This window comes from Streptomyces endocoffeicus (assembly GCF_016741935.1).
In the GTDB taxonomy this organism is placed as follows: domain Bacteria; phylum Actinomycetota; class Actinomycetes; order Streptomycetales; family Streptomycetaceae; genus Streptomyces; species Streptomyces endocoffeicus.
On the sequence record NZ_JAERRG010000023.1, the window covers coordinates 171,084 to 182,652 of the forward strand.

The 11,569-nt window shown below is 69.2% G+C and carries 11 protein-coding genes; 2 read left to right on the forward strand and 9 right to left on the reverse strand.

What is annotated here, in order from left to right; all coding sequences use genetic code 11:
- Nucleotides 1–131 precede the first annotated feature (131 nt).
- Both JK364_RS40025 and JK364_RS40030 read right to left on the reverse strand, forming a co-directional pair.
- Nucleotides 132–920 carry an ABC transporter permease gene (locus tag JK364_RS40025; RefSeq protein ID WP_201856329.1) on the reverse strand — a complete coding sequence of 263 codons (789 nt, stop codon included), beginning with the start codon at nucleotides 918–920 and terminating at the stop codon, nucleotides 132–134.
- A gap of 12 nt (nucleotides 921–932) precedes the next feature.
- Nucleotides 933–1,877, reverse strand: coding sequence for an ATP-binding cassette domain-containing protein (locus JK364_RS40030; protein ID WP_201856349.1), 945 nt, complete (start codon nucleotides 1,875–1,877; stop codon nucleotides 933–935).
- A gap of 609 nt (nucleotides 1,878–2,486) precedes the next feature.
- Here JK364_RS40030 and JK364_RS40035 point away from each other — a divergent pair.
- Both JK364_RS40035 and JK364_RS40040 read left to right on the forward strand, forming a co-directional pair.
- Nucleotides 2,487–3,323, forward strand: a complete 837-nt coding sequence (locus JK364_RS40035; RefSeq protein WP_201856330.1) for an SAM-dependent methyltransferase — start codon at nucleotides 2,487–2,489, stop codon at nucleotides 3,321–3,323.
- Between the two features lie 165 nt (nucleotides 3,324–3,488).
- Nucleotides 3,489–4,751 carry an outer membrane protein assembly factor BamB family protein gene (locus JK364_RS40040; protein ID WP_201856331.1) on the forward strand — a complete coding sequence of 421 codons (1,263 nt, stop codon included), beginning with the start codon at nucleotides 3,489–3,491 and terminating at the stop codon, nucleotides 4,749–4,751.
- Between the two features lie 90 nt (nucleotides 4,752–4,841).
- Here the strand turns inward: JK364_RS40040 and gdhA are convergent, their stop codons facing one another.
- From gdhA to JK364_RS40075, 7 genes are all read right to left on the reverse strand, one after another.
- Nucleotides 4,842–6,188 carry an NADP-specific glutamate dehydrogenase gene (gene gdhA, locus JK364_RS40045; RefSeq protein ID WP_201856332.1) on the reverse strand — a complete coding sequence of 449 codons (1,347 nt, stop codon included), beginning with the start codon at nucleotides 6,186–6,188 and terminating at the stop codon, nucleotides 4,842–4,844.
- An 85-nt stretch (nucleotides 6,189–6,273) separates the two neighbouring features.
- Nucleotides 6,274–6,900: a TetR/AcrR family transcriptional regulator gene (locus JK364_RS40050; RefSeq protein WP_201856333.1), complete on the reverse strand. Its 627-nt coding sequence runs from the start codon at nucleotides 6,898–6,900 to the stop codon at nucleotides 6,274–6,276.
- A 32-nt stretch (nucleotides 6,901–6,932) separates the two neighbouring features.
- Nucleotides 6,933–8,102, reverse strand: coding sequence for a pyridoxal phosphate-dependent aminotransferase (locus tag JK364_RS40055; RefSeq protein WP_201856334.1), 1,170 nt, complete (start codon nucleotides 8,100–8,102; stop codon nucleotides 6,933–6,935).
- A gap of 23 nt (nucleotides 8,103–8,125) precedes the next feature.
- Nucleotides 8,126–8,923, reverse strand: coding sequence for an SDR family oxidoreductase (locus JK364_RS40060; RefSeq protein ID WP_201856335.1), 798 nt, complete (start codon nucleotides 8,921–8,923; stop codon nucleotides 8,126–8,128).
- Nucleotides 8,924–8,976: 53 nt separating this feature from the next.
- Nucleotides 8,977–9,981, reverse strand: coding sequence for a 5-oxoprolinase subunit C family protein (locus tag JK364_RS40065; RefSeq protein WP_201856336.1), 1,005 nt, complete (start codon nucleotides 9,979–9,981; stop codon nucleotides 8,977–8,979).
- Nucleotides 9,978–10,715 carry a 5-oxoprolinase subunit B family protein gene (locus JK364_RS40070; protein WP_201856337.1) on the reverse strand — a complete coding sequence of 246 codons (738 nt, stop codon included), beginning with the start codon at nucleotides 10,713–10,715 and terminating at the stop codon, nucleotides 9,978–9,980. The genes JK364_RS40065 and JK364_RS40070 overlap by 4 nt, the downstream gene beginning before the upstream one ends.
- A gap of 18 nt (nucleotides 10,716–10,733) precedes the next feature.
- Nucleotides 10,734–11,549 (reverse strand): 5-oxoprolinase subunit PxpA, encoded by an 816-nt coding sequence (locus JK364_RS40075; RefSeq protein ID WP_201856338.1) that lies wholly within the window; start codon nucleotides 11,547–11,549, stop codon nucleotides 10,734–10,736.
- Between the last annotated feature and the right edge of the window lie 20 nt (nucleotides 11,550–11,569).

Consider the following 11,569-nt stretch of genomic DNA (forward strand, 5'->3'; position numbering starts at 1 on the left):
CCACAAGAGAAACACCAAGCGGGGCACGCCTGAATTCTCGGCGCCGGCATGGGGAATGGCGGTGGGGACGGAGAACCCGGCGCGAGGGCTCCACGCGCATTCCTGGCGGGCCCGTGCGGGCCCGCGGTGCCTCAGCGGGCGGCGGCCTTGCGATAGGCGCCGACGGCGGCGGGGACGACGATGGCGAGCAGCAGCGCGATCAGCGCGAGGGACAGCGGGATGGGGTACTGGACGGGGAGGGCGCCCTTACCAGTGCCGGTCGAGGTGTTGCCGAAGAGTTCACGGCAGGCGGCCACCACGGCGCTCACCGGGTTCCACTCGCACAGCACCCGCAGCCAGCCCGGCAGCCCGTTCAGCGGAATGAACGCGTTGGAGAGGAAGGTGAGCGGCATGACCAGCATGAACGCGATGGAATTGACCGCCTCGGCACTGCGGGCCAACAGCCCGATGAGCGCGCCCAGCCAGGACATGGCGTAGCCGAGCAGCAGCAGGATGCCGAATCCGGCGACGGCCTTGGGGATGCCCTGGTGCACCCGCCAGCCGATGAGGTATCCGACGACGGCCATCGCGACACAGGCGATGACGGCCAGCGCCACGTCGGAGAGGGTGCGCCCGATGAGCACGGCCGACCGGGACATGGGGAGGGAGCGGAAGCGGTCGACCACTCCGTTGCCGAGGTCTCCGGCGACGCCCAGCGCGGTGTTGCCCACGTTGGTGAGCATCATCTGGGTGAAGATGCCGGCCATCAGAAACGAGCGGTAGTCGCTGCCCGGAACGGAGATCGCGCTGCCGAACAGCACGCCGAAGACGATCACGTACGCGATCGGCATCAGCGTCACGCTGAGGAGCTTCTCCGGAATGCGGGCCAGATGCCGCATATGGCGGCCGAACAGTGCGGAGACGTCGCTGACGAGTTCCATGGTGCCCTCGCCCTACCCTTCCTTGCCGGTGGTGCCGCCGGTGAGGGCGAGGAACACATCGTCGAGCGAGGGCCGCCGTACGGCGAATCCGATGGGCCGCACCTGGGCGGCGTCCAGGGCGGAGGCGGCCTCGGCGACGGTCTTGAGCTGGTCGCGAAGGGATACGGAAAGCGTCCGTCCGTTCCGTTCGACCGCCGGCTCCATGGCGGTGACCTCCCGCAGTGCGGTGACGGCCGCGGGGATCGCGGCGTCGTCCTGCACGGTGACTTCGAGTCGTTCGCCGCCCACCTTGGCCTTGAGTTCGTCCGAGGTGCCGTCGGCGATCACGCGCCCGCCGTCGATCACCGCGATCCGGTCGGCGAGCTGATCGGCCTCTTCGAGGTACTGGGTGGTCATCAGGACCGTGACACCGCCCGCGAGTTGCTCGCGGATCATGTCCCACAGGATGAGCCTGCTGGTCGGGTCGAGGCCGGTGGTCGGCTCGTCGAGGAAGAGCACCTTGGGTCCGGCGATGAGACTGGCGGCCAGGTCCAGCCGTCTGCGGGTGCCACCGGAGTACGTCTTGACCGGGCGTGCGGCGACCTGGCCCAGGTCGAGCCGGTCGAGCAGCACATCGGCGCGAGTTTTCGCCCCGCGCCGGCCCAGGCGGTGGAGCACCCCGATGAGCTGGAGGTTCTCCCGGCCGGTGAGCCTTTCGTCAAGGGCCGCGTACTGACCGGTGAGGCCGATCCTGCGGCGCACCTCGCGCGGGTGGGTGCTTACGTCGTATCCGGCGACGCTCGCACGGCCCGCGTCGGCTTCCAGCAGCGTGGCCAGCACCCGCACCGTCGTCGTCTTGCCCGCTCCGTTGGGGCCGAGGAGGCCGAGGAGCGTTCCCGCCGGAACGGACAGGTCCACGCCTCGCAGCGCCTCCTGGTCCCCGTATCTCTTCCGGATCCCTTCGGCCTCTATGACCATATCCACGAATTCACACCTCACGTACTTGAAACGTGCTTTGCATTGCATCGCACACGCATGCGCAATGGACGCATGACAGCGACGAGTGGCGTACGCCACAGCAGTAGAGAAGTACGTGGCCCCCGTTCATTAAAGTGATAGGCCCTCCGCTAGGGAATTCCCTATCGGATGGCAGCGCCACTAAAGCAGTCGGCGCACACACCTGACAAGGTCCATCCGGACCACGGACCAATACCGGCCGGTAATTTATTGATCAACAGTAAGTGATGAGGGGGCGAGCCCCGGGGGCGATATCCGATTTACCCTCATTCCGCCGTGCCGCTCGCCGCCCTCGACACCCGCCCCCAGCCGCAGAACTGACGGTCGGACATCTGTCGTTCCGATGGCTCACCGGCTTTATCCACCAGGGGAACATCGCGTAAATTCTGTCGATCTTCTCAGGCGGGACGGCCGACAGGGCGTCATCTCACAACCGGCCGAGGCGTTCCGAGCCCAGCAACCGGCCCGCTCGCCCGCGATTGGCCGACTCTCGCGCATATGCCGCTGGGAAGCGCCTAACCTGACCGTGCGACTTGGCACTGAAGGGCACACCCCCACCCCGGAGCCCGCATGACTCACGAACTGCCGAATGCCTTGAACCTGCGAACGGACAAGGCGCACTCCGCCCGCATGTACGACTTCTACCTCGGCGGGAAGGACAACTACGAGGCAGACCGGGAGGCCGCCAACAGAGTCGCGGGCTCCTACCCCGGCATCTTCGTGTGCGCCAGGGAGAACCGCGCGTTCATGCACCGCGCCACGCGCGTGCTCGCCCGGGACCACGGCATCCGGCAGTGGCTCGACATCGGTACCGGCATTCCGACCAAGCCCAATCTGCATGAAGTGGCGCAGTCCGTGGCACCCGACGCGCGGATCGTCTACGTGGACAACGACCCGATGGTCCTCGTCCGCGCACAGACCCTGCTCAACAGCTCCGCGAGCGGCCGCACCGCCTACATCAGGGCGGATGTCAACGAACCCGAGACCATACTGCGCTCCCCGGAGCTCCTCGAGACGCTGGACCTGACCAAGCCCGTCGCCCTCAGCCTGAACGCACTCATGCACTTCATCACCGACGCCAAGGACGCGCACGGGCTCGTCCGCCGCCTGATGGGCGCGCTGCCCTCGGGCAGCGCGCTCGCCCTCAGCCACTGCACACCGGACTTCGACCCCCAGACCTGGCAGAAGGTCACCGACATCTACCACCGGGCCGGAACGCCGGTGCGATTCCGTGACAAGGCGGCCGTGGCGGACTTCTTCACCGGTCTGGACCTGATCGAGCCGGGTATCGTCGTCGGCCACCGCTGGCGGCCGTCCACCGAGGACGGCGGAGTGGCCCGGGACGACGGCCCGGCGCCGAGCGACGCCGACGTCAGTCTGTGGGCCGGGGTCGGCATCAAGCCATAACCCGAGGGATAGCAGTCCTCCACCCGAAGTATCGACCCGGTGCACGGGAAGTTGAGAGTCTGTCATTTTTTGCCGTCAGAGCTCTTGTGAGCGGCATCCGCCTTCATTACTTTCCAGTAGGTGGCGCCCCAACGATGACAGACCCCCACCTCCAATGGAGTGACCATGCTTCCCGAGCACCGTGGCTCCACCCGAATGATGCTCTCCCTCGCCGCCGCCGTGGCGCTGGCCGTGACCGGTTCCACGGCGGTGAGCGCCTCCGCACAGCCGAAGACGGCCGGCCTGCGGGAGGTGATGTTCGTGGGCAACAACTGGGACGGCACCGCCGACGTCATCAAGTCCACCGGCGACTTGGCCAGGATCGGCCGGATCAACGTCATACCGGACAAGGACCAGCGGCTCACCGAGATCTACCTCAACCCCATCAAGCTCGCCTTCTTCCTGGGGATCCGGCTGGGGCCGGGAGAAGGGCACGACCAGTTCGTGGACGACATGTACTCGACCCCGGACGGCTCCGCCATCGTCGTCTCCCGGCCCAGCTTCGCCGACGTGGTCTCGATCGACGTCGCGACGGGCAAAGTCAACTGGCGCTTCCCCGTGTCGGGGTTCCGCGCGGACCACATGGCCGTGTCCCCGGACGGCAAACGCGTCGCGGTATCGGCTTCGACGTCGAACACGGTGCATGTCCTCGACATCGAGACGGGGAAGCAGCTCGGTTCGTTCTCCGCCGGTGACAAGCCCCATGAGAACGTCTTCACCGACGGCGGCAAGTATCTCTGGAACATGTCGATCGGTGAGGTCAACACCGACCTGGACGATCCGTCGATGGACTGGACGAAGGGCGACCGGCACATCACCGTGGTCGACACGACCACATATCGGCAGGTCAAGGTCATCGACATGCGCGAGCGGCTCGACGCCTTCGGCCGCAAGGACCTGTCCGACGCCGTCCGGCCCGTCGCCTTCACCCCCGATGAGTCCAAGCTCTACTTCCAGGTCTCCTTCTTCAACGGGTTCCTGGAGTACGACGTGGCCAAGGACAAGATCACCCGCGCGAAGACCCTCCCGAAGAACCCTCAGACCAGCGAGGACCGCACCACCTGGGTCAACGACTCCCGCCACCACGGCCTGTCGATGAGCCCCGACGGCAAGAAGCTGTGCGTGGCCGGGACGATGGACGACTACGCGACCGTCGTGGACCGGGAATCACTCCAGGAGGGCCCCCTGGTGCCGACCTCGAAGCCGTACTGGGCGACGGTGAGCGGCGACGGCACCTCGTGCGTCGTCTCCGAGAGCGGTGCCGACCGGGTCACCGCGATCGACTTCGCGACGGGCGAGAAGACCGCGTCCGTATCGGTCGGCGACCACCCGCAGCGGGTGCGCATCGGCCATGTGGCCGCCGACTGGACCGGACCGTCGGCCCCGTAGCTGCCCCATCGGAGCGTCGCGGCGCGCCCGTGACCGAGGCCGGGGGCCCATGCGTATGCGGCCCCCGCCTCGTCATGCCGACGACAGTGCTCAGACGACGCCCTGGGCGGTCATGGCCTCGGCGACACGGAGGAAGCCCGCGGCGTTGGCGCCGAGCACGTAGTCGTCGGCGTCACCGCCGTAGGTCTCCGCGGTGGCGCGGCACTGCGCGTGCACCTGTCGCATGATGGTGGCGAGCTGGTCCTCGGCACGTTCGAAGCTCCAGCTCTCGCGGGACGCGTTCTGCTGCATCTCGAGTGCGGAGGTCGCCACCCCGCCCGCGTTGGCGGCCTTGCCCGGACCGAACAGAATCCGCGCGCCGCGGAAGACCTCGACCGCCTCGGGCGTGCACGGCATGTTCGCGCCCTCGGCCACGGCCAGCACACCGTTCTTCGTCAGCGCGGTGGCGTCCTGCTGGTGCAGCTCGTTCTGGGTCGCGCACGGCAGCGCGACCTGGCACGGCACGTCGAACACCGACCCCCGGGCGGAGAACCGCGCCGCCGTCTTCACCTCGGCGTAGGCGGAGATCCGCTCGCGGCGCACCTCCTTGATCTCCTTGAGCAGCTCCAGGTCGATGCCGTCCTCGTCGACCAGATAGCCGGAGGAGTCGGAGCAGGCCACCACCCGTCCACCGAGGGCGTGGACCTTCTCGATGGCGTAGATGGCCACGTTGCCCGATCCGGAGACCACGGCCCGCCGTCCGTCGAAGTCCTGGCCGCGCGTGGCGAGCATCTCCTGGGCGAAGAACACCGCGCCGTAGCCGGTGGCCTCGGTGCGGACATGCGATCCGCCCCAGCCGACCGGCTTGCCGGTCAGCACGCCGGACTCGTGGCGGTTGGTGATCCGCTTGTACTGGCCGAAGAGGTAGCCGATCTCACGGCCGCCGACTCCGATGTCCCCGGCGGGCACATCAGTGTGCTCGCCCAGATGCCGGTACAGCTCCGTCATGAACGCCTGGCAGAAGCGCATCACCTCGCCGTCCGAGCGGCCCTTGGGATCGAAGTCCGAACCGCCCTTGCCACCGCCGATCGCCATGCCGGTCAGCGCGTTCTTGAAGATCTGCTCGAAGCCCAGGAACTTCACGATGCCGAGGTTGACACTGGGGTGGAACCGCAGCCCGCCCTTGTACGGGCCGAGCGCACTGTTGAACTCCACCCGAAAACCCCGGTTGACCTGCACCGTTCCCTGGTCGTCCACCCACGGGACCCGGAACATCAGCTGTCGTTCGGGCTCGCAGAGCCGTTCCACGATCCTGGCGTGCTGGTACTCCGGGTGGGCCTTGAGCACGGGTCCTATCGCCTGTAGGACTTCGTGTGCTGCCTGATGGAACTCCGTTTCCGCGGGATCCCGTCGATGGAGATTGCCGTAGACGGCCTCGAGGTAGGCACTGACGTCCATGTGCGCTGTTCTCTCCGTTCGCATGCGGGCCGGCCGGCCCGGCACGAGCTGTGCTTCAGGCGCGGAAGTGCGCCGACAGCGTACTTCAGCCGGTGTCAGCCTTCAGTGGGGAAAAGCCCAGACCGGAGTCCGGCGTGCCGTGCCGGGCCGCCGACCACCCGATCAGGGCTCCGCGCAGTGCGCCCATGAGGCGGGTGGCCGCCTCGTCCTCGGTTCGTCCGCTCTTGATGAGGTCGAGGATGTCCCGGGGGTCGAACAACGCGTTCCACAGATACAGGGCCTCGTCGCCCAGGTCCCCCAGACCGAGCTCCTCGGCGGTCTGCCGCAGTGGCTCGGTGAGCGCTTCGGCCTGCGGGGTGAGGTAGCCGGTGCCCTCGCGAAGTCGCTCGAGATAGCCGCGGTGCGAGCGCATCTGCGCCATCGCACCGCCGTGCTCGAGGACCAGGGACACCCAGTACCGCGACACCGCGTCGAGCTTGCGCATGCCCCGGGTCGTCTGCGCGGAGCTGAAGTCCCTTAGTTCGGTGCCCACTTGGGCGCGGAAGGCGTGCAGGACCTCCTCCACGGAGGAGAAGTGACGGTAGGCGGTCGCGGTGGACACCTCGGCATGCTTGGCGATCTCCGCGAGGCTGACCGGGGTGGGCGAGTTCTCGAAGAGTCGTGCGGCCGCCCTGATGAGGTGCCTTCGGTTGCGCTCGGTGTCACTCCGCATGGGGCGACTCCTCCTCGCGTCCGGGACGGCGTTCATCGCAGGGCGGCGAGGCCGTGGGCCAGCCTGCGCACACCCTCGATGATGGACCGCGGGCCGGCGGCGTACGACAGGCGCAGATGCCCCTCGCCCCGGGCCCCGAACTCGCTTCCGGGCCGGACGGCGACCCCGTGCGCGCGCAGTGCCGCCACGACATCGACGGAGGGCAGATCGAGGTCGTACCGCGGGAACTGGTAGAAGGCCCCCTCGGGCGCGCTGAGGGTGAGACCGGGAATCGAGGCCAGTTCCTCACGCATGATCTCGCCGCGTTCCTCGTAGGCGGCGCGCATCCGGGCGATGTCATCCGCACAGTTTTCCACCGCGACGAGCGCGGCGTCCTGGATAAAGGTGTTCACCGACCCGTTGAAGGTGTTGTGGACGCGTGCGGCCGCCTGGATGAGGGGCGACGGACCCCAGAGATAACCCACGCGCCAGCCGGTCATCGCGTAACTCTTGGAGAAGGTCTGGCAGTAGACGGTCCGCTCGCGCAGCCCGTCGAGGGAGACCGCGGAGGTGAAGAGCCGCCCGGTGTAATCCAGGTCGGAGTACGCCTCGTCGGAGACGACGATCGTGGAGGTGCCGTCGAGCAGCTCGGCGAGCGCGGAGAGCTCCTCGTGGCCGTGGACGATCCCGGTCGGGTTCACGGGGTTGCAGAAGACGAAGAGCCTGGCGCCGTCAAGTGCGTCGGCGAGCCGGTCGAGGTCCCAGTGCAGGTCAGGACCGAGCGGGACGGGGACGACGGCACCCCCGGCCATCGCGACGAGGTCGGCGTAGAGGGAGTAGGTGGGGTCGGGGATGACCACCTTGTCACCGGGGTTGACGATGGAGAGGATCGAGGCGGCGAGGCCGGCGGTGCCGCCCTGGGTGATCAGGACGTCGGCCGCGGAGACCGGTGCGCCGGCGGTGGTGGCGAGCTTCCCGGCCAGTGCTTCGCGCAGGGCGGGTTCGCCGAGCAGCGGCGAGTAGTGGGTCCGTCCGGCGCGCAGCGAGGCCTGGGCCGCCTCGGTCACCGAGGGGGGAGTGTCGAAATCGGGTTCGCCCATGGCGAGGGAGACGAGGTCGGCCCGGGACTGCGGCTGCTGCGTCCGGCGGGACGCGGCCGCGATCCGGGCGACGGCGTCGGCGGTGGCGAACCGGGGCGGCTGCGTGGTGACGGTGGGCGGCATGCGCTCCTCCTGGTGGCGGGTGGTCAGGCCGGCGGTGCGGCGTCGGCGGGCGCTCCGGCCCAGCGGCTGATCTCGAGGTCGTCGGAGGTGTCGCGCTGCCGGGTGGGGGCCACGACGATCTCCTGGAGGACGACGCGCTGGGGAAGGGTGACGGCGAGGCGGATGGCCTCGGCCACGTCCTCCGGCCGCACCATGGTGGCGCGCTCCTCCGGCTCCGGAGGCCGGGCGCGGTTGTCGAGGATGGGAGTGTCCGCTTCCCCGGGCAGCACGGTGATCGCTCGCAGCCCCTGGTTGCGGAAGGTGTTGTGCAGGAAGGTCATGAAGTTGCGGGCCCCGGCCTTGGCCGCACCGTAGGCGGCCCCGCCCAGCAGGTTGGGGTTGACGGCGGCGAGCGAGGAGACGGTGACGATCGTCCCGGTGCCACGGCCGAGCATGTCGGGCAGGACGGCCTGGGTGAGTTGGAAGACCGCGGTGAGGTTCACCTCGAGGACCTGGCGCCACTCGTCGTGCGGGAGCCACTGCGGGTTGAGCACCGACGAGGCGCTCCCCGCGTTGTTGACGAGGATGTCGATCGGGCCGAGCGCGGCATGGACCTGTTCGACGACGCGGGCGACGTCCTCGGCGCGGGTGACGTCCGCCGCGAGGGGAAGGGCGGTGCCGCCCTCGGCGCGGATCGTGGCCGCGACGGTGTCGAGGACCCGCTGCCTGCGGCCGAGCAGCACGACCGTCGCGCCGTCGCGGGCGAGCAGCCGGGCGGTCTCGAGGCCCATCCCGCTGCCCGCTCCCGTGATGAGCGCGATCCTGCCGGCCGACGGTGCCACCGCTCCTCCTCCATGAGTCATCTGCGATCCCCATTGCAAGTGAGAATATCTTCTCATTTAGTGTGTGACAAGGGTTCCTCGAAACCGAGGGCGCCGAACGCCTCGGCGGCGGCCTGCCCGAGGGTCCTGACCTCCGCCGCGCGCCGCGCGAACTGCCGCAGCGAGCTCTCGCGGTCGATCCAGCGGAACCGCAGTTCCCGGCCGGGGCCGGCCTGCCCGAGCATCGGCAAGGAGGCACGGGCGGCGACGCCGACGATCGGATAGCCCGCCGTCAGGCTCCGGTAGCGGCCGAGCACGATCAGTTCGTCCGCGTGCGGGATCTGCAGCGCCCCGATGGGCACCCCGTGCGAGACGATCTCGGTGTCGGTGTCCGGATGCCGTACGGGGCCGTCGAGCCGGAGTCCGACGTGGTTGGAGCGAGGGGTGACGACGTAGGCCGACTCCTCGACCACCTCGCGGATGCCGGGGATCGCGTGGCCGCCGTGACTGGCGACGACGTCGATGACCCAGGGGCCGTCGTCGAAGCGGGGCACGGGGACCGGGAGCCGGAACAACGGCGGCTCGAACCGACCGCGGCCGAATCCGCCGAACCCCGTTTCCAGCAGTACGCGCGAGCCCGGGGCGAGGTTCTGCCCGAATCCCATCCGGGCGTCCGGGGCCGCGCTGCCCAGCAGCGTCCGCGCGGCCATTCTGCCGTTCACGGCCAGATAGACGCGGGCTCCCCTGGTCATATCGCCGCGGACCCGTACCTCGTGCCCGGCGGGAACGACCAGCGGCGACCAGGCCTCGACCGGCCCGCCCGCGACGGTGACCCGGGCGGGAGCACCCGTCACGGCGACCAGGACGTCCGCGTCGGGCACGAACGCCAGCTCGCCTCCGAGGTTCTCGATCAGGGTCGCGCTCCGAGCGTTGCCCACCAGGAGGTTCGCGACGGTCGCCGAATGCTGGTCGGCGGCGCCACCGGTGGGCACTCCGCGGCGTTCGGTGTCGGTCCGGCCGAGGTCCTGGAACGTCGTGATCCAGCCGGTGCCGGTGATCTCGAGTGCCACGGTCTTCATGCGCCCTCCCCCGTCGGCAGCGGAAATCCGGCGTTCAGTGCCTCGGCCTCATCCCGGGTGACCGGCACGAAGCGCACGATGTCACCCGTCCCGAACGCGGCGGGGTCCGGGCGGGAGATGTCGACGATGGTGTGCGGGGTGCGGCCGACAACCCGCCAGCCGGTCGGTCCCGGGAACGGCTGGATGATCGCGTTGGTACCGGCGATCATGACGGCTCCGGGGGCGACGTCGGTCCGTGGCTCGGCACGGCGGCGCACCGGCCCGGGTACCTTCAGGCCGTCCATCATCGGGGCCATCGCCGCGCCGAGGAGAGCGACGGTGAAGGTGGACTCCGCGATCGCCTCGACGACCCCGGACGGCGCGAGCCCCAGCTCTTCGGCGACGGAGGCCAGGTCGGGACCGTTGTCGTGGTCGAAGACGACGGGAATCGCGAAGGTCCGTACGGCTCGCCCGCCGTCCGTACGGTCCGACGGGGCCGGCGCCCACCGCGCCACCAGACGCGCCGCGTACTCCACGTGCTCGAGTGCGGTCCGCAGCGGATCGAACTCGATGAGCAGGGATTCGAGACCGGAGACGACGTCGAGCACACCGTGCGGGCGGTGTGCCAGGAACCGGTCGCGGAAGGCGACGGTCGCGGCTCTGCGGATGGCCTGGTCGGCGTGGGGGATGGTCACCATCACCGCCGAGTCCCCGAAGGGTTCGACGGTGATGGCGCCGTACTGTGCTGTGGTCATCGCCTGGTGCGCTCGACGTCAGCCGGCGAGCGCGGCCTCCGTCTTCTGTGCCTTCTCCGCCAGGACGTCCCGCAGTCCGGTGACCCGGATGTCGGCGGCGTCGAGTGCGGCCCGTACGGCGGTGCCGTTCTCCAGCACGGTCGGGTGGTCACCGTGCAGCAGCAGGACGTCCGCGTCGTGGCCGAGGGGGACCACATTGCCGTTGACCGAGCGGACGGTGCCCTCCTGGACGACCTGGGCGGAGCGCCGGCCGATGAGTTCGGGGTCGTAGATCAGGCCGCCCTCGTGCGAGCGGGGCACCGGCATACCGTCGTCGCCGTAACCGCGGTCCGCCAGGAAGACATAGCCGACCTCGAGGCCGCGCTTGCGGGACTCCTCGGCGAGCAGACCGCGCTGGCAGATGACGATGTAGCCGGTGTTGTACGCGGCGATCGCGTCGGTGATGGCACGGGCGTGCTTGGCGTCGGTCTGGGCGATGGAACCCATACGGCCGTGCGGGGCCACATGGCTGATGGTGCCGCCGTGCACCCGGGCGAACGCGTCGAGTGCGCCGAGCTGGTAGAGGACGTCCGTGCGGATCTCCTCCTCGGTGGCCTCGATGAGCCGGCGGCCGAAGCCGACGAGGTCGGGGTAGCCGGGGTGGGCGCCGAGCTCGATGCCCCGCTCGACACAGTCGGCGACGGTGCGGTCCATGATGCGCGGGTCACCGGCGTGGAAGCCGCACGCGATGTTCGAGGAGGTGACGAGGGTGAGCAGGGCGGCGTCATCACCGATCGTGTAGTTGCCGAAGCTCTCACCGAGGTCGGCGACGACGGCTACGGAATTGCTTCCCATGAGGTGTCCTACTTTCTTGA